Annotated in this window: 25 protein-coding genes; 18 read left to right on the top strand and 7 right to left on the bottom strand. The window is 70.3% G+C overall.

Going from position 1 to position 24,286, the window contains the following annotated elements:
- Position 1: 1 nt before the first annotated feature.
- Both I7X39_RS14250 and hppD read right to left on the bottom strand, forming a co-directional pair.
- Positions 2–706 (bottom strand): DUF8198 family protein, encoded by a 705-nt coding sequence (locus tag I7X39_RS14250; RefSeq protein ID WP_198111832.1) that lies wholly within the window; start codon positions 704–706, stop codon positions 2–4.
- Complete coding sequence (gene hppD, locus I7X39_RS14245) at positions 706–1,842, bottom strand: 4-hydroxyphenylpyruvate dioxygenase (protein ID WP_198111831.1); 1,137 nt, start codon at positions 1,840–1,842, stop codon at positions 706–708. The genes I7X39_RS14250 and hppD overlap by 1 nt, the downstream gene beginning before the upstream one ends.
- A 114-nt stretch (positions 1,843–1,956) precedes the next feature.
- Here hppD and I7X39_RS14240 point away from each other — a divergent pair, with 114 nt between their 5' ends.
- A complete protein-coding gene (locus I7X39_RS14240) occupies positions 1,957–2,439 on the top strand; it encodes an Lrp/AsnC family transcriptional regulator (RefSeq protein ID WP_198111830.1) in 483 nt (160 codons plus the stop codon).
- An 8-nt stretch (positions 2,440–2,447) separates the two neighbouring features.
- Here I7X39_RS14240 and I7X39_RS14235 read toward each other — a convergent pair whose 3' ends face one another.
- From I7X39_RS14235 to I7X39_RS14225, 3 genes are all read right to left on the bottom strand, one after another.
- The gene (locus tag I7X39_RS14235; RefSeq protein ID WP_198111829.1) at positions 2,448–3,314 is read right to left on the bottom strand and encodes an HDOD domain-containing protein; all 867 of its coding nucleotides are present in this window, start codon (positions 3,312–3,314) and stop codon (positions 2,448–2,450) included.
- An 87-nt stretch (positions 3,315–3,401) separates the two neighbouring features.
- Positions 3,402–3,653, bottom strand: a complete 252-nt coding sequence (locus I7X39_RS14230) for a hypothetical protein (protein WP_198111828.1) — start codon at positions 3,651–3,653, stop codon at positions 3,402–3,404.
- Between the two features lie 39 nt (positions 3,654–3,692).
- A complete protein-coding gene (locus I7X39_RS14225; RefSeq protein ID WP_198111827.1) occupies positions 3,693–3,878 on the bottom strand; it encodes a hypothetical protein in 186 nt (61 codons plus the stop codon).
- Between the two features lie 149 nt (positions 3,879–4,027).
- On the opposite strand from I7X39_RS14225, the gene I7X39_RS14220 reads away from it, so the two are divergent.
- The 11 genes from I7X39_RS14220 (at position 4,028) to lnt (ending at position 17,225) form a co-directional block, all read left to right on the top strand.
- Positions 4,028–5,296, top strand: a complete 1,269-nt coding sequence (locus I7X39_RS14220; protein ID WP_198111826.1) for a cytosine deaminase — start codon at positions 4,028–4,030, stop codon at positions 5,294–5,296.
- Between the two features lie 84 nt (positions 5,297–5,380).
- A complete protein-coding gene (fba, locus tag I7X39_RS14215; RefSeq protein WP_198111825.1) occupies positions 5,381–6,445 on the top strand; it encodes a class II fructose-bisphosphate aldolase in 1,065 nt (354 codons plus the stop codon).
- A gap of 71 nt (positions 6,446–6,516) precedes the next feature.
- Positions 6,517–7,410 (top strand): CAP domain-containing protein, encoded by an 894-nt coding sequence (locus tag I7X39_RS14210; RefSeq protein WP_198111824.1) that lies wholly within the window; start codon positions 6,517–6,519, stop codon positions 7,408–7,410.
- Positions 7,407–8,153 (top strand): DUF3667 domain-containing protein, encoded by a 747-nt coding sequence (locus I7X39_RS14205; RefSeq protein ID WP_198111823.1) that lies wholly within the window; start codon positions 7,407–7,409, stop codon positions 8,151–8,153. Before I7X39_RS14210 ends, I7X39_RS14205 begins: the two co-directional genes overlap by 4 nt.
- A 7-nt stretch (positions 8,154–8,160) precedes the next feature.
- Entirely contained in the window at positions 8,161–9,132 is a 972-nt protein-coding gene (locus I7X39_RS14200; protein ID WP_198111822.1) for a DUF3667 domain-containing protein, read from the top strand.
- A complete protein-coding gene (locus I7X39_RS14195; RefSeq protein WP_198111821.1) occupies positions 9,132–10,841 on the top strand; it encodes an SWIM zinc finger family protein in 1,710 nt (569 codons plus the stop codon). Before I7X39_RS14200 ends, I7X39_RS14195 begins: the two co-directional genes overlap by 1 nt.
- A gap of 24 nt (positions 10,842–10,865) precedes the next feature.
- Positions 10,866–11,744, top strand: coding sequence for a phosphoribosylaminoimidazolesuccinocarboxamide synthase (locus I7X39_RS14190; RefSeq protein WP_198111820.1), 879 nt, complete (start codon positions 10,866–10,868; stop codon positions 11,742–11,744).
- Positions 11,744–12,868, top strand: a complete 1,125-nt coding sequence (locus I7X39_RS14185; RefSeq protein ID WP_198111819.1) for a hypothetical protein — start codon at positions 11,744–11,746, stop codon at positions 12,866–12,868. Before I7X39_RS14190 ends, I7X39_RS14185 begins: the two co-directional genes overlap by 1 nt.
- A 222-nt stretch (positions 12,869–13,090) precedes the next feature.
- Entirely contained in the window at positions 13,091–14,179 is a 1,089-nt protein-coding gene (locus tag I7X39_RS14180) for an SGNH/GDSL hydrolase family protein (protein ID WP_198111818.1), read from the top strand.
- Positions 14,180–14,259: 80 nt separating this feature from the next.
- Complete coding sequence (locus tag I7X39_RS14175) at positions 14,260–14,856, top strand: hypothetical protein (RefSeq protein ID WP_310739926.1); 597 nt, start codon at positions 14,260–14,262, stop codon at positions 14,854–14,856.
- Positions 14,853–17,225 (top strand): apolipoprotein N-acyltransferase, encoded by a 2,373-nt coding sequence (gene lnt / locus I7X39_RS14170; protein ID WP_310739928.1) that lies wholly within the window; start codon positions 14,853–14,855, stop codon positions 17,223–17,225. The genes I7X39_RS14175 and lnt overlap by 4 nt, the downstream gene beginning before the upstream one ends.
- A gap of 1 nt (position 17,226) precedes the next feature.
- On the opposite strand, the gene I7X39_RS14165 is transcribed toward lnt, so the two are convergent.
- Positions 17,227–18,186, bottom strand: coding sequence for a tetratricopeptide repeat protein (locus I7X39_RS14165; RefSeq protein ID WP_198111816.1), 960 nt, complete (start codon positions 18,184–18,186; stop codon positions 17,227–17,229).
- 96 nt (positions 18,187–18,282) lie between these two features.
- Between I7X39_RS14165 and purE the strand changes: the two genes are divergently transcribed.
- The 6 genes from purE (at position 18,283) to I7X39_RS14135 (ending at position 23,718) form a co-directional block, all read left to right on the top strand.
- Positions 18,283–18,777: a 5-(carboxyamino)imidazole ribonucleotide mutase gene (gene purE, locus I7X39_RS14160; RefSeq protein WP_232351957.1), complete on the top strand. Its 495-nt coding sequence runs from the start codon at positions 18,283–18,285 to the stop codon at positions 18,775–18,777.
- On the top strand, positions 18,774–19,946 hold the full coding sequence (locus I7X39_RS14155) for a 5-(carboxyamino)imidazole ribonucleotide synthase (RefSeq protein WP_198111815.1): 1,173 nt from the start codon (positions 18,774–18,776) through the stop codon (positions 19,944–19,946). The genes purE and I7X39_RS14155 overlap by 4 nt, the downstream gene beginning before the upstream one ends.
- The gene (locus tag I7X39_RS14150; RefSeq protein ID WP_198111814.1) at positions 19,943–20,893 is read left to right on the top strand and encodes an L-threonylcarbamoyladenylate synthase; all 951 of its coding nucleotides are present in this window, start codon (positions 19,943–19,945) and stop codon (positions 20,891–20,893) included. Before I7X39_RS14155 ends, I7X39_RS14150 begins: the two co-directional genes overlap by 4 nt.
- Before the next feature lie 27 nt (positions 20,894–20,920).
- Entirely contained in the window at positions 20,921–21,856 is a 936-nt protein-coding gene (locus I7X39_RS14145; RefSeq protein WP_198111813.1) for an SGNH/GDSL hydrolase family protein, read from the top strand.
- Between the two features lie 93 nt (positions 21,857–21,949).
- Positions 21,950–23,008: a sensor histidine kinase gene (locus I7X39_RS14140; RefSeq protein WP_198111812.1), complete on the top strand. Its 1,059-nt coding sequence runs from the start codon at positions 21,950–21,952 to the stop codon at positions 23,006–23,008.
- Positions 23,008–23,718, top strand: a complete 711-nt coding sequence (locus I7X39_RS14135) for a LytR/AlgR family response regulator transcription factor (protein WP_198111811.1) — start codon at positions 23,008–23,010, stop codon at positions 23,716–23,718. The genes I7X39_RS14140 and I7X39_RS14135 overlap by 1 nt, the downstream gene beginning before the upstream one ends.
- A 9-nt stretch (positions 23,719–23,727) precedes the next feature.
- Here the strand turns inward: I7X39_RS14135 and I7X39_RS14130 are convergent, their stop codons facing one another.
- Positions 23,728–24,285 (bottom strand): PNPOx family protein, encoded by a 558-nt coding sequence (locus I7X39_RS14130; RefSeq protein ID WP_198111810.1) that lies wholly within the window; start codon positions 24,283–24,285, stop codon positions 23,728–23,730.
- Position 24,286 lies beyond the last annotated feature (1 nt).

Here is a 24,286-nt window from a genome sequence, read left to right as displayed (position 1 = left end):
TTCAGGCCATCAGTTGGGGCAGCGCCCCATCTGAGTCGCCCGTAAACAGGCGCTGCGCCCAGTCCTGCTCGCGTGCTTGCACCGTGCCCAGGAACTCCTGCGCCCCACGCATGGCGCGGAAGGTGTCGAAGCCGCATTCCAGGAAGTCTTGCAGCTCGTGCAGGCCGGCCAGTTGGGCCGGGCCACGCATCAGGCGCAGTGAATGGCGCAGCAGCGGCTTGCGCGTGTAGACGTCGAGCGCGCGGCCCACGGCCAGGGTCAGTTCGATCTGGCGCTGGCGTGCCTCGGGCTGGCCCACGGCCTGCCAGGCGGCGATGTAGTCCGGCGCCTTCACGCCCGAGCCGAGCAGGCGCTCGGCCATGGCGGAGTCCAGCTCTTCCGAGAGCGCGTGCAGCTGTGCCAGCGTGTGTACGGTGTCCACCACCTCGCTGGGGAACAGCCGCACCAGCGGCCGCACGATGCGCTGGAACTGCGCGTCGCGGCGGCTGAAGTCGGCCGGACCGTACAGCTCCTCCAGGAAGAACTTCGCCGCGCCGGCATAGCGCGGCGTGGCCAGCAGGTCGCCGTAGGCACGGCGGAAGCGTTCCTGCTGGAAGGCCTTGAGGCGCTGGGTGGTTTCGCCCAGCGCCGCTTCGACGGCACGCCGCTGGCGCTGGCGCTCGACCCGCGCCAAGCAGTCCAGGATCTGCGCGCCGACCGGTTCCATTACGCCGGAGTGGCTTCGTCCTTCAACACGCCGCGGCGGATCTGGTCCAGCTCGATGCTTTCGAACAGGGCCTGGAAATTGCCTTCGCCGAAGCCTTCATTGCCCTTGCGCTGGATGATCTCGAAGAAGATCGGGCCGATCACTTCCTTGGTGAAGATCTGCAGCAGCAGTTCCTTCTCGGCGCCCAGGTGGGCGGCGCCGTCGATCAGGATGCGCAGGCGGCGCAGCTCGGCCAGGTTCTCGCCGTGGCCGGGCAGGCGCTTGTCGACCAGGTCGAAGTAGGTCTCGATGGTGTCCTGGAACTCCACGCCGCCTTGCTTCATGCCGTCCACGCTGCCGTAGATGTCGCTGGCCGACAGGGCCACGTGCTGAATGCCTTCACCGTTGTAGGTGTGCAGGTACTCGGCGATCTGGCTCTTGTCGTCGCTGCTCTCGTTGATGGGGATGCGGATCTTGCCGCAGGGGCTGGTCATGGCCTTGCTCTTCAGGCCGGTGAGCTTGCCCTCGATGTCGAAGTAGCGCACCTCGCGGAAATTGAACAGGCGCTCGTAGAAGTCCGCCCATTCCTTCATGCGGCCGCGGTAGACGTTGTGGGTCAGGTGGTCGATCAGCCCCAGGCCATAGCCCGGCACCTCGCTGCTGACCGGCTTGCCATCGGCGTCGGTCAGCGGCACGAAGTCGACGTCGTAGATGCTGATGTTGCCGATCTGACCGGGCTGGCCGCCGTCCTTGCCATGCCAGCGGTCGACGAAATAGATCAGCGAGTCGCCGATGCCCTTGATGGCCGGGATGTTGAGCTCCATCGGGCCGGTCTTGTTGTCAAAGCCCCAGGCACCCAGCTCCAGCGCGCGCTGGTAGGCGTAGGCGGCGTCCTTGACGCGGAAGGCGATGGCGCAGATCGAGGGGCCGTGCAGGCGCACGAAGCGCTGCGCGAAGGAATCCTGCTCGGCGTTGATGATGAAGTTGATCTCGCCCTGGCGGTACAGGGTGACGTTCTTGTGCCGGTGCTTGGCCACGGCGCGGAAGCCCATGGTCTCGAACAGGCGACCCAGGGCGGCGGGATCGGGGGCGGCGAACTCGATGAACTCGAAGCCGTCGGTGCCCATGGGGTTGTCCCAGGGAGTGAACTGCGCCATGGTGGTCTCCTGTTTGAGTGAACCCAGCACTGTAGGCCTGCGCGCGCGCAGGTTTCCTGCGATTGAAGGCGCGCAGGCGCGCGCTTTGCGCATGATCAATGCATAATTGTCTGAATGAGTGCACCTGTTGAGCTGGATGCGATTGATCGACGCACGATTCAGGCCCTGCAGGCCGACGGCCGCTTGACCTTCGATGCCCTGGCCGAGCAGGTCGGCCTGAGTCCCTCGGCCGTGCTGCGCCGGGTGCGGCGCTTGGAGCAGGCCGGGGTGATTGCCGGCTACCGCGCCGTCGTCGTGCCCGAGCGCCTGGGCCTGGGCCTGACGGCCTACGTGAACGTGCGCCTGGAAAAGCACACGCCCGACCTCCGACGCAGCCCGATGGAGAGCTTCCGCGCTGCGGTGCAGACCTGGCCCGAAGTGGTGGAGTGCGCGGCGCTGGCCGGCGAGATGGACTACCTGCTGCGCATCCTGGTGCGCGACATGGAGCACTACGCGCGCTTCCTGCGCGACACCCTGCTGGCCCACCCAGCCGTGCAAGATTGCAAGACCAGCTTCGTGCTGGAGCGGGTGAAGAGCGCCGGCGCGGTCTCGATCTAACCCACGCTTCAGCGCAGGCTCGGCCCGCTTTCGCGGTCGATGTCCTGCAGCAGGCGCAAGGTTGGCTCAGGCCCCAGGTTCAGGAGGGCGCTGATGTCCTTCACGTCGTCCGGAATGGCGGGGTTCTCCCAGCTCTGGCTGCTGTGCCGCGCCACCCGTACCGCTAGGCGCACGCATTGGGTTTGCGGGTCGTGGTGGTGGCGGTCGTCGGTGATGTGGGCCAGCAGCGGTGGCAGGTGCCAGGTTTTCATCAAGGCCTGCTCCAGCGCGGCCAGCTCGATGCCCAGCACCTGTTGCTGCGCCTTGATGCTGCGCAGGTTCGGGTCCAGGGCCTGCAGGCGGCGGATCTCCTGCGCCAGCGCGGGGGCGTGGCACCAGAGCAGCAGTTCGGCGAAATCGTGCAGCAGCGCGGCGCTGTGCAGGATCTGCGCGTCCTGGTCCATGCGGTGCGCCGCAAAGGCCAGGGCGTAGCGGGCGGCCCGCTCGGAGCGGCGCAGCACTGCCTCGGCGCCATCACGCGCCTGCGGCTGCCCCACCAGCCAATGCTCGAGCGTGGGCTGCGGGCCGAAGGTGGTGAAGAAGGGCGTGATGCCCATCAGCACCACGGCGCTGGTGACGGTCTCGGCGTCGGCATTGCGGCGCTCGCGGCCGAGTTGCGCGGCGGCGACCAGGACCTTCAGGCTCATCAGCGGGTCGCTGGCAAAGGTCTCGCCGATCAGGTGCGCGTCCACCGAATCCTCGTCGGCGCGCAGCTGCTCCAGCGCCTCGGCGCTGGTGGCCAGCACGGGGATCTCGCGGCCGGCGAAAGCCTGCACCCAGGCCGACAGGCTGGGCAGCGGGCGATCGATGGGCGGGAGAGCTGGGCTGTCGTTCATGAGGCACCCCGGGAGTCCGGCCATGATAGGAGCGGCCCCAAAAACAAAGGCCCGCAGAAGCGGGCCTTTGCGGCTTGATTGCGTGAATTACAGGCGCTCCAAACCTTGCAGGAAGGTGAAGCGGCGCACGCCATCCTCGTAGAGCGCGCCTTGGCCGGTGGCCGGGTCGAACCGGTATTCCAGGTGGCCGCTGGGTTCAGCAGCGGCCGGCTGGGCCGGTTGGGCCAGTTGGGCGGCCAGGTGGTCCAGGTGGCGGCTCCCCGCGTGCAGGGCACGGATCAGGAGCTGGCGGGGGAGTGAGCGCCCGGCGCTGCGGGCAGTGAGTGCGATGGCGTGCATGGTGTTCTCCTGCTGGGCCGCTTCTTGCGGCTCAGACTTTCAGTCGTGGCGGGGTGGGCTCCAGAGTTCGCGCAGGGTCTGCGCCAGCTCGATACGGGCGGCCTGACGGGCATGGGCGGCGCGGTGGGCACCGGCCTTGCGCATCTGGCTGGGGGCGACCCAGGGATTGCGCGGCTTGCGCAAGGCGGTGCCGGTACTGGGGCGCGGCGAGGTGAATTGCGGCATGGAAGGCTCCTGATCAAGGAAGTGAGCTAAACGAGTGGCGAATGATAAATAAAGCTTATTCATAAGCGCAAGCGTTTTTTGTTGTTGACTTGGCGCGCGGTGGCGGGCAGCGCCGACACTCCGCGGCTCATTCGATGTGGAGGCCCGCCATGCTGCTGTTGCGCAATGTCTCGCTGCCCGATGGCCGGACCGGCCTGGACCTGCTGGTGCAGCAGGGCCGCATCGCCGCCATCGGCCCACAGCTGCCGGCGCCGGCTGGGGTGGAGTGCCTGGATGCGCAAGGGCAGTTGCTCAGCCCGCCCTTCGTCGATGCCCATTTCCATCTCGATTCCGCGCTCACGCATGGCCAGCCGCGCGTCAACCAATCGGGCACCCTGCTGGAGGGCATCGCGCTCTGGGGTGAGCTCAAGCCCAGCCTGACGCACGAAGCGGTGGTGGAGCGCGCGCTGCGCTTCTGCGATCTGGCCGTGGCGCAAGGTGTGCTGGCCATCCGCAGCCATGTGGATGTGTGCGACCCGCGCCTGCTGGCGGTGCGTGCGCTGCTGGAGGTGCGCGAGCGCGTGCGGCCTTACCTTGATCTGCAGCTGGTGGCCTTTCCTCAAGACGGCCTGCTGCGCCACCCCGGCACGCTGGGGCAGCTGAAGCAGGCCCTGGAGCTGGGCGTGGACCTGATCGGCGGCATTCCGCACCACGAGCGCAGCGCGGCGGAGGGGGCGCAGAGCATCCGCCTGCTGTGCGAACTGGCGGCCGAGCGCGGGCTGGGCATGGACCTGCACTGCGACGAGACCGACGACCCGAACTCCCGCCATGTCGAGACCCTGGCCGCCGAGACCCTGCGCCTGGGCCTGCAGGGGCGCGTCACGGCCTCGCATTTGTGCTCGCTGCACAGCATGGACAACGCCTATGCGGCGCGCCTGATCGGGCTGATGGCCGAGGCGCAGCTCAGCGTCGTCGCCAACCCCTTGATCAACATCCTGCTGCAGGGCCGCTACGACAGCTACCCAAAGCGCCGCGGCATGACGCGCGTGCCCGAGCTGCTGGCCGCCGGTGTGCCGGTGGCCTTCGGGCAGGACTGCGTGCTCGACCCCTGGTACCCGCTGGGCAGCGCGGACCTGCTGGAGGTGGCGCATATGGGCCTGCATGTGGCCCAGCTGAGCTCGCAGGCCGGCATGCGCGCCTGCTTCGACGCGGTGACCCGCACGCCCGCCCGCCTGCTGGGCCGGCCCGAGCACACCTTGCAGCCGGGGGCGCCGGCCGATTTCGTGCTGTTGCAGGCGCGCGATCCGATCGAGGCCCTGCGCACGCGTGCGCCGCGCCTGGCGGTGGTGCGCGGCGGCCAGGTGCTGAGCCGCTGCGAGCCTCTGCGGCCGCGCCTGAACCTGCCCGGCCGGCCCGCCCAGTTGCAGCCCGCTCCGTAGAATCTCGCCCAGTTACGAAGCGGTTACAGCGCAGCCTGCGAGCCGGCTTCCCCAGGATTCCTCCACTCTTCCAAGGACTTCCCCATGCCACTCGTTTCGATGCGCCAGCTGCTCGACCACGCCGCCGAGCACGGCTATGGCATCCCGGCCTTCAACGTCAACAACCTGGAGCAGGTGCAGGCCGTGATGGCCGCCGCCGACGAGGTGGGCGCGCCGGTGATCCTGCAGGCCAGTGCCGGCGCCCGCAAATACGCCGGCGAAAGCTTTATCAAGCACCTGATCCAGGCCGCCACCGAGGCCTACCCGCACATCCCGCTGGTGATGCACCAGGACCACGGCACCAGCCCCAAGGTCTGCCAGGGCGCCATCGACCTGGGCTTTGGCTCCGTGATGATGGACGGCTCGCTGCGCGACGACGGCAAGACCCCGGCCGACTTCGCCTACAACGTCGAGGTCACGCGTGCCGTGGTCGAGATGGCGCACAAGGTGGGCGTCTCGGTCGAGGGCGAGCTGGGCTGCCTGGGTAATCTGGAAACCGGTGACGCCGGCGAGGAAGACGGCATCGGCGCCGAGGGCAAGCTCAGCCACGCGCAGATGCTGACCGACCCGGAAGAGGCCGCGCAGTTCGTCAAGGCCACCCAGCTGGACGCACTGGCGATTGCCATTGGCACCAGCCATGGCGCCTACAAGTTCAGCCGCAAGCCCACGGGTGACATCCTGGCGATCAGCCGCGTCAAGGAAATCCACGCGCGCATCCCCAACACCCACCTGGTGATGCATGGCTCGTCCTCGGTGCCCGCTGAACTGCTGGCCGTCATCAACCAGTACGGCGGCAAGATGAAGGAAACCTACGGCGTGCCGGTCGAGGAGATCCAGGAGGCCATCAAGCATGGCGTGCGCAAGATCAACATCGACACCGACATCCGCCTGGCCATGACCGGCGCAGTGCGCAAGTTCCTGGCCGAGAACCCCGACAAGTTCGACGCCCGCGAGTGGCTCAAGCCCGCCCGCGCCGCCGCGCAGGAAATCTGCAAGCAGCGCTACCTGCAGTTCGGCTGCGAGGGCCAGGGCCGCAAGCAGAACAACCGCAGCCTGGTGGACATGGCCGCCGCCTACGCCAAAGGCGAACTGGCTCAGGTCGTGGTCTGAACCCGTATTCCCACTGTTCAAAGGGGCGCCGCGGCGCCCCTTTTGCATGGCTGCGGCGAAACTCGCGCCCCATGCGCCGAATCGCCCAACTCCTGCTCCTGCTGTTGCCGCTTGCCGCGGTCCATGCCGAACCGGCCCCGGCCTACGGCGTCCTGCCCGAGGTCCGTCAGGCCTGGCTGGACGCCGCGCCGAGGGTGCTGGACAGCCTGAACCGCGAACGCACCCGCCTGGGGCTGGGCGAGCTGGCGCGCCAGCCCCAGCTCGACAAGGCCGCCCAGGCCCATGCCGAGCACCTGGCCCGCCACCGCCGCGCCACCCACGCCCAGCAGCGCGAGGAGCAAGGCTTCCTGGGCAGCATGCCCTGGGACCGTGCCCGTGCCCACGGCTACGGCCTGGGCCAGGCCGGCGTGGTGGCCGAGGCCTTCGTCGTCGGCATCGCCGATGTGGACGCGGCCCTGATGCAATTGCTCTCCGGGCCCTACCACCGGCACATCCTGCTGTCGGCCCGCGCGGCCGATCTGGGCATCGGCCTGTCCGATCAGCCGGGCCTGGTGATGGAATTCGGCGCTGCCCGCGCCGCGCCCCAAGGCGCGCCGGACTGGCTGCTCTGGCCCAGCCCGGCGCAGGAGAACGTCCCGGCGCTTGCCTGCTGCGAGCGGCCGCGCCCGGCCGGGCTGGACCGGTTCGGGATGCCGGTCTCCGTCTACGCCCCCCCCGGTCGCGTCCTCAAGGTGCTGCGCTTCGAGCTCTTCGAGGAGCCCAGCGGCCGCGCCGTGGAGGCCCTGCTGCTGAATGCCGAAATCGACCCCTACCTGAAGCTGCACCGAAACCTGGCCTATCTGGTGCCGCGCCTGCCCCTGCTGGCCGGCGGTCGTTACCGCGTCGAGTTCGAGGGCGAGGCCGGGGCCCTGAAGCTCCAGCGCAGCTGGACTTTTGACACGGCGGCCGAGCCGACGCGGCCATGAGCGAGGCGCGCAACAGCCACTGCCCCAACTGCGGGCACCGCTTCGGCGTGCTCGATCGCTTCTGCGCCCAGTGCGGTCAGACAGCGGTCCTGCACCAGCCCCGCTTCTGGGAGTTCGTGCACGAGTGGGTGGGGCATTACGTGGCCCTGGAGGGGGCCCTGTGGCACTCCCTCAAGCAGCTGGTGCTGCGGCCGGGTCAGCTCACCCTGGACTATCTGGAGGGGCGCCGGGCGCGGCAGGTCTTGCCGCTGCGCCTGTTCCTGAGCTGCAGCCTGCTGTTCTTCGTCGTGCTGGGCGTGCTGGGCACGGCCAGCCCCTTCGATCAGGTACGCGCCAAGGACCCCGCCGCCGCGGCGTTCGATGCCGCTGCGCTGGCCTGGGCGCCCAAAGCGTTGCTGCTGGCCCTGCCCTTGTACGCGGGGCTGCTGGCCGGCGTGTTTCGTGACCGCCGCAGGGCCTACGGGGAACACTTCGTGTTTGCCCTGCATTTGCACGCGTTCTGGTTGCTTGCGGCCACGCTGGCGCTCGCGCTGAACAAGCTGCCGGGAATCTGGAACTGGATCGAAGTGCTGCCCTGGCTGGCAATCTTGGTGTACCAACCCATCGCCCTGCACCGCCTGCATAGCTGCTCGTGGTGGGTGGCCGCGAGCCGCAGCGTCTTGCTCAGTCTGCTGCATGGGCTGGTCGTCTTGATCGGGGTGGTGATTCCAGTCGCCATCCAGCAACTGCCAAGTCGGCACTGAGGTGGACATGAGCGAAGCCAATACCTCCTGTGCCAACTGCGGCCACCGCCTGCACCCCTGGGACAAGTTCTGCTCGCAGTGTGGGCAAGACACGCTCGACCACCCACCCTCGCTGTGGGAGTTCGTGCACGAGTTCCTGCTGCACTACGTGGCCTTCGAGGGCAAGCTGTGGAAGTCGCTCTGGGCGCTGCTGGCCAAGCCGGGCTTTCTGACGGCCGAGTACCTGGCGGGGCGCAAGCAGCGCTATGTGCTGCCGCTGCGGCTGATCCTGACCCTGGGTCTGGTGTTCTTCCTGGTGCTCAAGATCGAACCCTCAGACGACCTGCTGGTGCTGGACGGGGACAGGCCGGCCACGGCAGCCTCGGAACCGGCCGCCGACAACGACGCCGAAGCCACCGGGCGTGGTCCTGAGTCTCTCGACCCCGTTGCCAAGGCAAAGGCTGAATACGCACGGCAGCGGGCGAGCGATGCGAAGGCGAACGAGAGTCAGGGGGGCAATGGGAAGGGCGACGACGCCTCCCTCTCTGAACTCACCAAGGCGATGCCAGGCCCGGTCGCACGAGCGATGGAGCGTTCCCAGGCGCGCTTCAAGGCCGATCCCAAGGCGGAGTCCCGCCGCCTCGGCGCCCGCATGCTGGCCCTGGCGCCCTATGCGGTGCTGTGCAGCCTGCCCTTCTACGCCGGCCTGCTGGCGCTGCTGTACCGAAATCGGCGCCAGCCCTTTGGCGCGCACTTCGTGTTCGCGATGCATTTGCACGCCGCCTGGTATGGCGTGCTGCTGCTGGCCCAGTTGCCGCACTGGACGGCGGTGACCTTCGCGGTGCTGTGGGGCAACGCCTATCCGGTGCTGGCGCTCAAGCGCGTGTACGACGGGGCGTGGTGGAAGACCTTGTTGCGCGCGACCTTGCTCTGCTTCCTGCACCTGCTCTTGTTGATGCTGGGCTTCGTGCTGCTGGCGCTGGTGGGGGCGCTGACCTGATGGTGCCTGCGTCCGCCGCCTTGCTGGAAGCGCTTGGCGACCCGGCCCTGGCGCGCCGCTGGACGGCGGCGGTGCTGGAGCGCGGCACGGCCCTGCTGGCCCATGTGTGCGATTTCGAATGCGCTCAACAAGGGGCCGTCAGCGCCGCGCAGGGGCGCGTGCAAGGGTGGGCGCTGTACCGCGTCAGCCTGACCCATAGCCCGGGCGGCGCCTTGCGTGGCGATTGCGACTGCCCGCATGCCGCAGGTGGCCAAGCCTGCAAGCACCAGGCGGCGCTGGCCTTGGCTTGGCGCCGGCATCTGGGCGGCGAGGCGCTGGCGGGGGCCATGAGCGGACCGGAACCCGCCACCGAACCCTCGGTCAAGCCGGCCGCCGAGCCCGATTGGGCCCGTTTCGTGCGCCAGCAGCCCGCCGCCGAGCTGGCGGAGCGCCTGCTGCGTTGGGCTGCGCGCCTGCCCGAGCTGCGTAAGGAGCTGCAGCTCTGGCAGCAGGCCGCCACGCCGGTCGAAGACCTGGCTCAGGCCAAAAAGGTCGTCACCACCGTGCTGGCCGCGCCGCGCGAGCTGTGGGATTGGCGCCAGGTCAGCGCCTATGTGCGCAAGGCGGAAAGCGTGCTCGGCCTGCTGGCCGGCTGGACGGCGCGCGACGCCGCGCTCGGCCTCGGGGCGGCCGAGCACGCCTGGCTCAAGTTGTGGAAGCTGCTGGATGCGGCCGACGACTCGAATGGCGAGATTCAGCAGCTGATCGTGCAGGTGGGCGAGCTCTGGGTGGCTGCGCTGCAGGCCGCTGGGCCGCCACCGGCTGCGTACGCCGAGCGCTATCTGAAGCTGCTCGATGCCGATGACTGCGGTTACCTGCCCGTCAACGCCGCCCTGGTGGCGCTGGGCCCCACCGCGCGCGAACGCCTGCTGCGCCTGCTGCGCGAGCGCTGGGAGGTGGATCCAGACGCCACCGCTACGCCGGCGCGTCGCCACTACCTGCGGCACTTGCGCGCCGTGCAGGATTGGGAGGAAGCGCTGCGCGTGCTGCGCGCCCGGCTGCAGGCCTGGACCGACCATCGTGAGCTGATCGAGACCCTGCAGGCCGCCGGCCGCGCGCGCGAGGCCCTGCAGGCCGCCGAAGCTGCGCACCGCGCGCACCCGCAGGCGGCCGAACTGACCGAGCTGCTGATCGGCTTCTACCGCCGCGACGGCTGGGACGAGCAGGTGCTGCAGCTCTACCGCGAGCTGTTCGATCGCCAGCCCGACAGCGCGCGCTACCAGGCCCTGCTGCAGGCCGCCGAAGCTGCCGGCCAGCCCCGTGCGGCCGAGCGCGAGCGGGTCTGGCGCGAGCTGGAGCAGCGCCTGGCCGGCGCCACCGGCTGGCGCGAAAGCGAGGTGGCGAACCTGATGCTGACGCTCTGGACCGACGAAGGCGACTGGGCCAGCGCCCTGCGCTGGCTGCAGACGCCGCGAGCGGTGGGCGAGACGGCGCTGCTGCGCCTGGCGCAGTTGCTGCCGACCGAGCACCGCGACGCGGCGGCGCAGATCTTCAAGGAGTTGCTGACCCGCTCCATGCGCGCCACCAAATCCCCCTACGCCCAGCCGCTGCGCCTGGTGCGTCAGGCGCTGCAGGTGCTGGAACCCGAAGCCGCCCGGCTCTGGCTGGCCTGGCTGCGGGTGGAGTACCGCGCCAAGCGGCACTTCATCGAAGGCCTGCCGATGCTCTGAGCGCCGCGGCGACAATCCCGCGCCATGAATGCCCTGCTCAGCTCCTCTCTGCACTCCCTGCCCTTGCTTGCCCGTGGCAAGGTGCGCGACAACTACGCGGTCGGTGAAGACCGCATCCTGATGGTCGCCAGTGACCGCCTGTCGGCCTTCGACGTCGTGATGGGCGAGCCCATCCCCGGCAAGGGCGAGCTGCTGACGCAGATGGCGCTGTTCTGGTTCGACAAGCTCAAGGACGTGGTGCCGAACCACCTAACGGGCGAGGACCCGCTTTCGGTGGTGGCGGCCGACGAGGTCGAGCAGGTGCGCGGCCGCAGCATGCTGGTCAAGCGCCTCAAGCCCCTGCCCATCGAGGCCGTGGTGCGCGGCTACCTGGCCGGTTCGGGCTGGAAGGAGTACCAGGCCACGCAGAGCGTGTGCGGGGTGGCGCTGCCGGCCGGTCTGCAGAACGCCTCCAAGCTGCCCGAGCCCATCTTCACGCCGGCCACCAAGGCCGATGTGGGCGAGCACGACGAGAACATCGACTTCGAGCGCTGCGTCGGGCTGATCGGCCGCGAGCTGGCCGAGAAGGTGCGTGCCACCGCCATTGCGCTGTACCAGCAGGCGGCCGAGTACGCGCTGACGCGCGGCATCATCATTGCCGACACCAAGTTCGAGTTCGGCCTGGACGCCAACGGCACGCTGACCCTGATGGATGAGGTGCTGACGCCCGACTCTTCGCGCTACTGGCCGGTTGAGGGCTACGCCGTGGGCGCCAACCCGCCCAGCTACGACAAGCAGTTCGTGCGCGACTGGCTGGAGGCCCAGCCCTGGAACAAGACCGCGCCCGCGCCGGCGCTGCCGGCGGCCGTGATCGAGCAGACCGCCGCCACCTATCGCAAGGCGCTGGAACGCTTGACCGGCTGATGTCGGCCGGCGCCTTCCACTCGCGCCTGCTGCGCCAGGTCGAGCAGGAGATCGAGCAGGCCCAGCTGGCCGGACGCCAGCTGCAGGCGCAGACCCTGCGCGCGCGCCGCTGCGGTCTGCTGGTGCGCCACGGCCAGCTGGATCTGGCGCGGGGCGAGCTGACGGCGCTCTACCAGGCCCTGTTCGCCAGCCCGCAGCCCGAGCTGGCGGCGTGGCTGCACCTAGCCGAGGGCCTGCTGGGCTTCTACGGCGGCTACGACAGCCACAGCGCGCGCGAGCGCCTGCTGCACGCGGACGCGGTGGCCGCCGAGGCCGGCTGCCTGGAAGTGCAGGTGGAGGCGCAGGCCTTTCTGGCGCACCTGGCCTTTGTGGATCACCAGCCCGAGCAGCTGGTGACGCATGCCCTGGCCGCGCGGGCCCTGGCCCAGCCCGAGCAGGGCGCCGCGCTGGCGCGTTGGCACTTGGTGCTGGCGCTGGCCCACCATTTGACCGACAGCCAGGAGACCGCCCAGCCCTGGTACCAGCGCGCCCGTGCGCTGGCTGCCGGCTGTGGAGACGATGCGCTGGTCTCGGCCTTGCTCTACAACATGGCGGTGATCCGCGTGGCGCGCCTGCGCGAGGCCGAGCTGGCCGACGGCGCGGCGCGCGGCCCGGTGCCGATGGCGGCGGTCGACTCGATCACCCATTTCGATGGGGCCATGGGCGTGGCCGCGCTGGATCCGCTCACGCCGCTGCTGCGGGCCCAGGTGCTGGTGGCGGCCGGCCAGTTCGAGCAGGCCCTGCCGCTCTACCAGGACAGCCTGCCCGAGACCGTGGGCCTGGGCCTGAGCCGTCTGGGCTCCAGCCTGATGGCCGATCTGGCCTGGTGCCGCGCCCGTCTGGGTCAGGCTGACACCGCGCTGGCCCAGGCGCGTCAGGCCGAGCTGGAGATCGAGCCGGCCTGCCACCCGGACGACCTGGGCATCACCCACTCGCGCCTGGCCCAGGTGTACGACTACCTTGGCCAAGCCGAGGCCGCCGAGCGGCATCGCACCCTGGCAGCGCAGGCCTGGATGGCCTGGCGCGGCTTGCAGGCGCGCTGGCGCGCGGCGCTGGCTGCGGCGGGATTGCAACAGCCGAGCTGAGCGCCGGCGCCCCGCGCGGGCGTGTGAGGGCCTGGTTTCCCAGGACGGCCGGCTGCCAAGGAGCGGCCAGGGTTTGTCTGGGCAGGGATAGATGGGATTCGCCTTTCCGGTGCCTGGCCGCACGCTGACGGGCTTCACCGCGCGGTGTTTCCGTCGTAGGCCCCGGTATTGGGGGCGCACCAAGAGGGTGAGCTTGTTTCCGATTTTCCTCAGGAGACCTCCATGCCCCTTTCCCTGCCCGGCGCGCTGCGCCGCCTGCTGCCCACCCTGGCCCTGCTCGGCCTTGCCAGCCAGGTGGGCGCCAGCACCCTGAACCAGAACGTGTCCTGGACGATTGACCGCTCTGGCACCAGCACCAAGTACCGCGTGGTGGCCTATGGCGACTCGATCTACGCGGGCTACAACGGCTCGACGCTGAACGCGGCGAAGTATTCGGCTCCCACCGTGGATGCCGAGTACCTGTCGGCGCAGTGGAACGCCGACATCGAGAGCGTGCGCCGGGCCAAATCCGGCGCGGTGGCCAAGGACGTGTACGACAACAAGATCGTCGCCGAGCGCTCCTACATGCAGAGCAGCAACACCCGCGTCGTCACCTTCGAGATGTGCGGCAACGACGGCCTGCAGGCCCGCTCCGCGCTGAAGAGCCAGACCGGGACCTGCAACTACTCCGGCCTCGCCGCGGCCGAGGCCAACTGCAAGCTCTACGTGGCCAAGGCGATGGACTACATCAACGCCAACGCCTACCCGGGCACCAAGCTCAAGGTCATCGGCAATCTGTACTACCCCGGCTACGCGGCCGACAACGTGCAGAGCAGCTGCAAGGATTCCAGCACCGGCGCCACCATCAATCTGCAGCAGAAGTTCCTGCCGGCGCTGGCGCGCATGAACTACTGGATGTGCGAGTACGCGCGCCAGAAGGGCTTTGTCTGCGCCGACAACTTTGCCGAGTACATGGGCGCGGACTACGACCGCAATGGCGACGGCATCGTGGACACCGACGGCCTGCGCTATGTGGCGGGGGAGAGTGAGTCCAACTACGTCACCCGCATCACCTCCACGCTGCGCGCCACCATCCGCGACGCCAACACCCACTTCGTTTCAAGCAGCAGCAGCTACGACTACATCCAGTCCGACGACGTGCACCCGACCTACAGCGGTGGCACGGTGAGCGCCGGCCTGTTCGGTGGCACCACGGGTTCGGGCGCGCCGCGCTACACCAGCTTCAGCGGGGGCAAGAGCCCGCTGTGGAACCAGTACGGGCACGAGCGCATGGGCTGGCGCTTGTCCACCTCCAACCCGGTGGCGCCCTGAGGCCTAGGGCCTGAGGCAGGCGGCAGGGCAGACGGGCCATGGCGGCGGGCGCTCCGCAATCGGGCGGTTGGCAGCCGGCCGTGGCCTACCTGTTGCTGGCCCTGGGCCTGGTGCTGGTGGCGGTTTGGCTGCTGTGGCCGCAGCCCGAGCCCGAAGCGGCGCCTGCGGCTGAACCGGCCGCACCGGCCGCGTCCGTGCTCGCAGCGCGGCCCCCGGTGCCGGGTTCCGCGGCCTCCCCGGTTCTGAACCCGGTGCACACGCACCCGGGCGAGCCGGCCGCCAGTGAACCCCCCTCGGACGATCTGGCCGCCCATGTGCCGCCCGGCCAGGCCCCCAGCATGAAAGAAGTGATCGAGCGCCTGCACCAGGCCGGTGTGCACACCGGCCTGGGCGCCTTCAACCCCCCCGGCACGCGCCCACCCCTGGTGGGTCTGGCGGTGCCCGAAGATTTCGTGCTGCCGCCGGGCTATGTGCGCCACCACCAGGCCACCGATGACGGCCAGCGCATCGAGGCGGTGCTGATGTTCGACCCCGAGCACCCGCCGCCCGCTGCTGCCGGTCGTTCGCTGGCCACGGCGCAAGACCGCCTGGTGCCGCCCGAGTTGGCACCGCCCGGCCTGCCGCCGCGGCGCATCGTCATCCCACCGCCCATCGAGCCGGGGAGGGCGGTGCCCTGAACCCGATCTGGCGCGGCCGGCTGGGACTGCTGCTGCTCGGTGCCCTGCTGCTGGCCCTGTACGTGCGCGGAGCCTGGGTGCTGGGCTTCGTGGCCCTGCTGCCCTGGCTGCGCCTGCTGGACGGCTGCCGCAGCGCGCGCCAGGCCCTGCTGGCCGGCTGGGTGCTGAGCCTGGCCTTCACGGCAGCCGCTTTTTCTTGGTTCGGTGTGGCCATTGGCCGCTTCACCGACTGGGGCCCGCTGCTGGGCAGCGCCGTGTTGCTGCTGGGCGCGCCGCTGTTCCAGCCGCAGCTGCTGGCTTTCGTGCTGGTGCGGCAGCTTGCACGCGCACGCCACGGCCCGCTGCTGGGCGCGCTGGCGGGGGCATCGGCCTGGGTGGGGGCGGAGTGGCTGCTGCCCAAGCTCCTGGGTGACACGCTCGGCCATGGGCTCTACCCGGCCGAGCTGCTGCGCCAGGGCGCCGCGCTGGGGGGCGCGGCGGGCCTGAGCCTCTTGCTGCTGCTGGCCAACGAAGCCCTGGCCGCCGCCTGGGCGCAGCGTCGCCAGGGCTGGGGGGCCCTGCGCGGGCCGCTGCTGGGTGCCGCCGCGCCGCCCCTGCTGCTGCTTGCCATGGGCCTGAGCCAGCCGCCGGCACCCCAGCAGGGGCCGCAGCTGCGGGTCGGGCTGGTGCAGGCCAACATCACCGACATCGAGGCGCGCCGCCGCGCCCAGGGCAGCCACGCCGTGGTGCGCGAGCTGCTCGACACCCATTTCGCCATGAGCTACGACGCCGTCGAGCGCCAGGGCGCCGACGCCGTGCTCTGGTCCGAGACCATCTACCCCACCACCTTTGCGCAGCCCAAGAGCGCGGCCGGCGCCGAGTTCGACCAGGAGATCGCCGCCATCGTCAACGCGGCCGGCGTGCCCTTCGTGTTCGGCACCTATGACCGCGATGCCGCCGGCGAATACAACGCCGCCGCCTTCGTGGAGCCCGGGCGCGGTTTGCTGGGCTTCTACCGCAAGACCCGGCTGTTCCCCTTCACCGAGTACCTGCCCGCCGGCCTGAAGTGGCTGCAGCCAGCCTGGGCCGGCCACTGGCAGCCCGGCAGCGGCGCGCGCGTGCTGCCCCTGCGATTGCGCGACGGCCGCGAGCTGCCGGTGCAGGCGCTGATCTGCCGCGACGACGTGGACCCGATGCTCGCCATCGCCGCCGCCCGCCAGGGGGCGCAGGCGCTGCTGACGATGTCCAACGACAGCTGGTTCAGCACGCAGGAACTGGGCGCGCGCCTGCACCTACAGGTGGCGGCCTTTCGCAGCATCGAGACGCGGCTGCCGCAGTTCCGCGTCACCACCAATGGCTTCAGCACTGTCATCGATGCGCGCGGCACGGTGCGCGCCAGCAGTGCCATGAACGAGCGCGCACTGGTGATCGATGCCCTGCCGGTCCCCGTGCCCGAACCGACGCTGCTGGTGCGCTGGGGCGACTGGGTGGGCGCGGCCGGCCTGGCCTTCCTGGCACTGCTGGCGCTGAGCCCGCTCTGGCGCTGGCTGGCCCGCCAGCCACGCACTGCCGCGCCGCCAATGGCGTGGCGCGTCTGGCTGCTGCCCCGCCCGGCACGCCTGGCGGCGGCGGCCTTGCGCGTGCTCGCGCGGCTCAGCCTGCTGGTGCTGGCCCTGGCGCTGCTGCTGGACGAGGAGCTGCGCAGCCAGACCCTCAAGCAGCTGCGCCTGGTGGCCGCCCTGGTGCTGCTGCCGGAAGCGGCCGCCGCCTGCCTGCTGGCGGCCTTTGCCGCCACGGCACGCCTTGAACCCGAAGGGCTGGCGCTCACGCGTGGCACGCAGCGCCGCCTGCTGCCGCTGGCTGATCTGCGCGCCGCCCAGCCCTGGCGGCTGCCGCTGCCCTGCGCAGGGCTCACACTCAGCCCGCCAGGCGCGGCCGCGCTGGCGTTGGGCGTGAGCCAACTGCCCGGCCTGCTGCAGGCCCTGGCCGTGGCGCTGCCGCAGCCAATGTTCGTGCAGGCCCGGCAGGCCTTTGATGCCGGCCGTCTGGGGGCGCCGGCCTTGAAGTTCGTGCTGCTGCCGCTGCTGCTGGCGCTGCCGGCCTTCCATCTGCACCAGCACATCGCCTACGGCAGTGCGCTGGGCGAGTTCTACAGCTATGGCCTCAAGGCCTATGGGCTGGCCCTGGGCCTGTGGTGGGCGGCCTGGGCGGTGGGGGTGTTGCTGACGGCAGCGGCGCTGCGGGCCCTCATCGAGGCCGCTGCCCTGCTGGGCGCACTGTGGCGCCCGGCGCAGGCCCTGCCCATCCGCAGCGCCTGCGAGCGCCTGGGCCTGGGCCTGCTTTACCTCGGCCTGCCGGCCTGGCTGGGCTGGCGGGTGCTGGTGGCCTGAATCAGAACAGTGCCATCGACAGCTTGCGGCGGTACTGATCCACCACCGGGTCGCTCGGCGTGGCCACGGCGTGGCCGGTGAGTTGCAGCTTGCTGTCGGCGCCGGCTGCCTTGGCCTGGGCCTTGGGCTGCGGCTTGGTCAGCACCTCGAGCACGGCCACGATGGTCTTGCGCGCCAGGCTGTCGTTCCAGGCCTTGTCGCGCATCACGATCTCCAGCAGCTCGTCCATCGCCTGGGTGAAGCGGCCGGCGGCGAAATGCGTTTGCGCCAGCAGGAAGCGGGCGTCGAAATCGCGCTTGTTGGCGGCAATCGCCGCTTCCAACTGCGCAGCGGGCGGGGCGGCCTGGGCGGCCGTGCAGGCCTGCAACCAGGCGGCCAGGGCGGCAAAGCGGGCGTGCGGGGTGATGGTGTCGGCGGCCAGCGCGGCCACCGGCGCGAACACCTCCTGCGCCTGCTCCAGGCGGCCGGCCTCGATCAGGGCTTTGACGAGGTCAAAGCGCGCCGTCTCGTTTTTCGGGTCGGCTTCCAGCGCAGCCACCAGGCGGGCCAGCGCGTCGTCGGCCGCGCCCTGTTCGAGCAGCTGCTCGGCCTCGGCCACTTCCTGGGCGGCTTCCATTTCGCCTTCGGAAGGCACATGGCGGCTCAGGAACTCGCGGATCTGCGCTTCCGGCAGAGCGCCGACGAAGCCGTCCACCGGCTGGCCGCCGACGAACATCACGCAGAAGGGGATGGAGCGCACGCCAAACGCGGCCGAGAGCTGGGAGGCGATCTCGGGCACCTCGTCGGCGTTCAGCTTGGCCAGGATGAAGCGGCCGGCGTAGTCGGCCTCCAGCTTTTCCAGCAGGGGACCGAGGGTGCGGCAGGGGCCGCACCAGGGCGCCCAGATGTCCAGCAGCACCGGGGTGTGCGTGCTGGCGGCCAGGAGTTCGGCCTCGAAGTTCTGCAGGGTGATGTCGATCATGGCGCTGCCAGGGTAGTGGCCGGGTCGGACGGCCCAACTAGGTGAGGGGCGCTGCCTACAATTCAAGGCTTTTCACCGTCCCATGCAAGGAGCGCCATGAGCGCCAGCCCGCTGGTCGGCGTCGTGATGGGTTCCAGCAGCGACTGGGAAACCCTGAAGGCAGCCGCCGACATTCTGACCGAGTTCGGAGTGCCCTTTGAGGCCCAGGTCGTGTCCGCCCACCGCATGCCGGACGACATGTTCCGCTACGCCGAAGCGGCCCAAGGCCGTGGCCTGCGCGCCATCATTGCAGGCGCCGGCGGGGCCGCGCACCTGCCCGGCATGCTGGCCGCCAAGACGCCCGTGCCGGTGCTGGGCGTGCCGGTGGCCAGCCGCCATCTGCAGGGTGTGGACAGCCTGCACTCCATCGTCCAGATGCCCAAGGGCATTCCGGTGGCCACCTTTGCGATCGGCGCGGCCGGTGCGGCCAATGCGGCGCTGTTTGCCGTGGCCATGCTGGCCGGCCAGGATGCGGCGCTGCTGGACAAGCTGCAGGCCTTCCGGCAGCGTCAGACCGAAGCGGCGCGGGCCATGACGGCGGATTTGCAATGAAGCTTCAAGCACTGCACCCGGGTGAGTGGCTGGGCATGCTGGGTGGCGGCCAACTCGGCCGCATGGCCGTGCACGCCGCCCAGGCCCTGGGCTACCGCGTGGCGGTGATCGACCCCGACAAGCACAGCCCCGCCGGCGCCGCCGCCGACGAGCACCTGCAAGCCGGCTACGACGACGCCCACGCGCTCTCGCAACTGGCCTCGCGCTGCGCGGCCGCCAGCACCGAGTTCGAGAACGTGCCTGCCAGCAGCCTGGAGCGGCTGGCGCAGGACATTGACGTAGCGCCTGCCGGCGCCGCGGTGGCGGTGTGCCAGGACCGCGCGGCCGAGAAGGCCCAATTCGCCAAGGCCGGTGTGCCCTGCGCGCCGCATGCGGTGCTGCGCACGGCGGCCGATTGCGCGGCGGTGGACGCGGCCCTGCTGCCCGGCATCCTGAAGACCGCCCGCATGGGCTACGACGGCAAGGGCCAGCGCCGGGTGGCCGATGCCGCGGAGCTGACCAGCGCTTTCGCCGAACTGGGGAACGTGCCCTGCGTGCTGGAAGCCCTGCTGCCGCTGGCGGCGGAGCTCAGCGTCATCGTGGCGCGTGGGCGGGACGGCCAGATCGTCAGCCTGCCGGTGCAGCGCAACTGGCACGTCGGCGGCATCCTGGCCACCACCGCCGTGCCAGCCAGCGGCATTGCGCCCGCGTTGCAGGTGCAGGCTCAGCAGCAGGCCCAGGCCATTGCCGCCGCCTTCGAGTACGTCGGCGTGCTGTGCATCGAATTCTTCGTGCTGCAGGACGGCCGCCTGCTCGCCAATGAAATGGCGCCGCGCCCGCACAACAGCGGCCACTACAGCATCGACGCCTGCTCGCACTCGCAGTTCGAGCTGCAGGTGCGTGCCATGGCCCAGCTGCCGCTGCCGCAGCCGCGCCTGCACAGCCCGGCCTTCATGCTCAACCTGCTGGGGGATCTGTGGTTTGACGCCCAGGGTCAGCGGCGCGAGCCGGATTGGTCCGCCGTGCTGGCCCTGCCTGGCGCCCACCTGCACCTCTACGGCAAGACCGACCCGCGCCCGGGCCGCAAGATGGGCCACTTGACGGTGACGGGCGCCAGCGCCGATGAAGCCCGTGCCCAGGCGCTGCAGGCGGCGCAGGTGCTGGGGCTGCCACAGGACGGTCTGGTTTGATCCTGAGTGTTCAAGAGGCGGCCCGGCGCCTCGCCGACGGCGAGCTGGTGGCCCTGCCCACCGAGACCGTCTATGGCTTGGCCGCCCGCGCGGACGACGATGCGGCCGTGGCCAAGATCTTTGCGGCCAAGGGCCGGCCGGCCGACCATCCGCTGATCGTGCACGTGGCGGACGCCGCCCGGGCACGCGCCTTTGCGGCCGTATGGCCCAGGCTGGCCGAACGCCTGACGGCCGCCTGCTGGCCCGGACCGCTGACGGTGATCGTGCCGCGTCGGCCCGAGCTGGCGCAGGCGGCGGCGGGCGGGCAGGACAGCATCGGCCTGCGCTGCCCGGCCCACCCGCTCTTCCATGAGGTGTTGGAGGCCGCCGCCGCCCTGGGGGTGCCCGGTCTGGCGGCACCCAGCGCCAACCGCTTCGGGCGCGTCAGCCCCACCACGGCGGCCCATGTCGAGCAGGAATTCGAGGGCCGGATCGCCGTGGTGGATGGTGGCGCCTGCTCGGTCGGCATCGAATCCACCATCGTCGATTGCACCCGGCCCTACCCGGTGCTGCTGCGCCCCGGCATGCTGGATGCGGCGCAGCTCGAAGCCCTGCTGGGTGAGACGTTGCGGACGCCCGATGCCCAGGCGCCGCGCGCCTCCGGCACCCTGGAGGCGCACTACGCCCCGCGGGCGCGGGTGCGGCTGTTCGAGCCCGCCGCGCTGGCCATCGCCCTGCAGGGCCGCTTGCCCGAGGGCCTGACGGTATATTCCCGCACCCCCTGGACGGGCGGCCCCTGGGCGGCCCTTCCGGCCGAGCCCGAGGCGGCGGCCCAACAGCTGTTCGCCACCCTGCGGGCCTTGGACGACGCTGGCGCACGCGAGATTTGGGTCGAGTCCCCCCCCAGCGCGGATGCGCGCTGGGCCGGGGTGCTGGACCGGCTGCGCCGGGCCGCTGCGGCCGGGTGACTTCCCTTTGTTTCTGGAGCTTTGACGATGAATTGGGTTCAACTGCGCAGCGGCCTGGCGGCCGTGGCTCTGGCGGCGCTTGCGGCTTGCGGCGGCGGCAAAGGGCAGATCGAACCCTTCGTGCCCACGCGCCTGGTCAGCTTCGGCGACGAACACAGCCTGCTCACGGCCGATGGCAAGCGCTACGGCGTCAACGGCCTGAAGTCCGGCACCACCACCGGCGAGATCGACTGCACCGCCAACCCCATGTGGGTACAGGCCCTGACCAGCCACTTCGGCCTGGTGCTGGCGCAATGCAACCCCGAGAACAAGCCTGTGACCGCCTTTCTGCGTGGCAGCATCGGCGCCAAGGTGGCCGATGTGAAGGCGCAGATTGACCAGCAACTGGCCAGCGGCAGCGTCGGTCCGAAAGACCTGCTGGTCATCAACGTTGGCTTCTATGACGTGCTGGAGGCCTACCAGCAGTTCCCCACGCGCAGCGAGGGCGAACTGACCGGCCTGATGCAGCAGCGCGGCCGTGAGCTCGCGGCCCAGGTCAACCGTCTGGCCAATGCCAATGGCCGTGTGGTGGTGCTGACGGTGTTCGACGCCGGCCTTACGCCCGCCGGCCTGAACGAGAAGGCCACCAAGACCGATACCGACCGCGCCGCCCTGCTGACACGCCTGACCAACGCTTTCAACGTGGCGATGCGTTTGGCCTTGATCGAGGATGGGCGTCTGATCGGCCTGGTGCTGGCCGATGAGACCATCACTACCGCGGTGCGCTTCCCCAGCGCCTTTGGCTACACCGATGTGAAGCAGGCGGCTTGCACCGTGGATCTGCCCAACTGCACCACGGCCACCGTGCGCAGCGAGGTCGGCACCAATGTCTGGTTGTGGGCCGATGGCCTGCACCTGGGCGCGGCCGGTCAAAACCTGATTGGCAATGCGGCGCTGACGCGCGCGACGAACAACCCCTTCTGAGCGCCTTTCAGACGTTGGGGTGAAGCCCGGCAGCACGGGGGCGAACCGCAACCGGCCGGGCGCCCGCGGTGCTAACTTGCGCGGGTGATTCTGTTGCTGCCTGCCTCCCCTCGCCGCTGGCTGCCGCCCTATCTGGCCGGGCTGCTGGCCATGGGCTTGCTGCTCAGCTTTGCCGCGCTGCAGGACTACCGGCGTGCCGGTGGGCGTCATGCCTGGGAGCCCTTCCTGTGGGAGTTCAGCTCCATCGTCATGGTGGGCCTGCTGGCCCTGGTCCTGCACCAGCTGGTGGGGTGGCTGCGCGGCCGGCCCTGGACGCAGCAGCTGCCCGCCTTGCTGTTCGCGGCCCTGCTCTTCAACCTGCTGCATGTGGCCGGCATGTTCGGCCTGCGCTTGGCGGTCTATGCCGGGGCCGGGCTCGATTACCAGCCCGATCCCTTGCCCGAGCTGCTGCTTTACGAGGGTGCCAAGGACCTTGTTGCTTTCGGTTTTCTGTTGCTGGCCTCGCGCGGCTTCTGGGCGGCGCAGGCGGCGGCCGCCCAGGCCCAGGAACTGGAACGTACGCGTCGCGAGCTGGCCGAGGCGCGCCTGGCCCGCCTGGCCGAGCAGGTGCAGCCGCACTTCCTGTTTAATAGCCTGAACCTGATCTCCTCGCTGATGTACGAGGACGTCGAGCGGGCCGACCGCCTGCTCTGCGAGCTGGCCGGCCTGCTGCGCGCCAGCCTGGCGGCGCAGGAGCAGGGCGAGCACACGTTGGAGGCCGAACTGGCCCTGGTGCAACCCTTCCTGAACCTGATGCAGGCGCGCTTCGGCGCGGAACGCCTGCAGGTCCAAATCGAGACCGATGCCGAGGCGCGTGCCAGCCGTCTGCCGGCCCTGCTGTTGCTGGCGCCGGTGGAAAACGCCATCAAGCACGACGTGGCCCGGCACGCCGGCCTGGTGCGGGTGCGCCTGCAGGCGCAGCGGCGCGCAGACCAGCTCTGCCTGCAACTGGACAACGATGGCGTGCGCGAAGCCCCGCCAGTGGATGGCGGCCTGGGCCTGCGCAATTTGCGCGAGCGCCTGCAGGCCCGCTATGGGGCGGCGGCGCAGGTTGAGTTCGGCCCGGCCGAAGGCCTGATGCGCCTGCGCATCACCATCCCGCAGGGGGTTTGATGCGCGTGCTCGTGGTGGACGACGAACCGGCGGCGCGCGCCAAGCTGCGCCGCCTGCTGGCCGCGCATGCCGATGTCGAAGCCGTGTTTGAGGCTGCCGACGCGCCGACCGCGCTGGCCCTGCTGGCGCGCGAAGGCGCGGTGGACCTGGCCTTGCTGGACATCGAGATGCCCGGGGGCAGCGGCTTGCAGCTGGCTGCGGCATTGCCGCCCGGCACCCGCCATGTCTTCACCACCGCCTATGCAGAGCACGCGCTGCGTGCCTTTGAGCTGGGAGCGCTGGACTATCTGCTCAAGCCCTTCCATGCCGAGCGTCTGGCGCAGACCCTGGCACGCCTGCGCGAGCAGTTGGCCCAGGCCGTACCGAACGCCCGCTTGGCGGCGCCGGCGGGCTATTGGTGGGTCAGCACCCGCACCGGCCGCCAACGCATCGACTTGGCCGAGGTGCAGTGGCTGGCGGCGGCGGACAACTACGTCAGCTTCGAGCTGCCGCCGCAGAGCTTTCTGGAGCGCGGCACGCTGGGCGCGCTGCTGGAGCGGCCCGAATTGGCGGGCCTGTTCTTGCGCGTGCACCGTTGTCATGCCGTCAATCCGCAGCATGTGCGGGTGGTCACGCCGCTGGTGGGTGGCGAGGCCCAGCTGCGTCTGAGCAGTGGCGCGGAGCTGCGCGTGTCGCGCGGCTACCGCGAGGTGCTCGACCAGTTGCGCTGAGCGGTGTTCTCAGGCGGCCAGCCAGCGCGCGCCCTGGGCATCGAATTGCGCGCGGCGGTGGCCGCCGGCGCGCAGGCCCAGCCAATCCAGGCTCAGCACCTGCAGGCGCACCAGCGCGAAGTGGTTGCGGGCCGCGGGAAGGGGGGCCGGCACATGCTCGGCCAGCAGGGTGCCGGGCGGCAGGGGCGAGAGGTAATCCTGCGCCGCCGGTTTGAGCCGCAGGCGCGCCCAGCGGCTGGAGACTCCCAACCCCTCGGTTTCGACATGGGCCCGCACCCGCAGGCGCAGCTGCCAGCCCAGCCGCGCGCACCAAGCCACCAGCAGAGCCTCTGGGGCTGCGCGCAGCTGCGTCACCTTGGGCGAGCGGGCGTCGGTGAAGAACACCAGCTGCTGGCTGGCGTAGTCGACCTCGCGCAACACCACGGTACGCGCGTCCACGCCCTCCGACGCAAGGGTGGCCAGCGTGGCGGTGCGCCAGCCGTGCAACTTGTCCTCGACGCAGCGCTCCAGTTCGACCCAGAGCGCGGCGTGCAGGGCTGCCAGATCGTCGTCCGCAGCCCCGTTCATT

The sequence above is a fragment of the Inhella proteolytica genome (assembly GCF_016093275.1).
In the GTDB taxonomy this organism is placed as follows: domain Bacteria; phylum Pseudomonadota; class Gammaproteobacteria; order Burkholderiales; family Burkholderiaceae_C; genus Inhella; species Inhella proteolytica.
The sequence above is the reverse complement of the archived record's forward strand: the minus strand, read 5'-3'. Positions and strand labels throughout refer to the sequence as shown.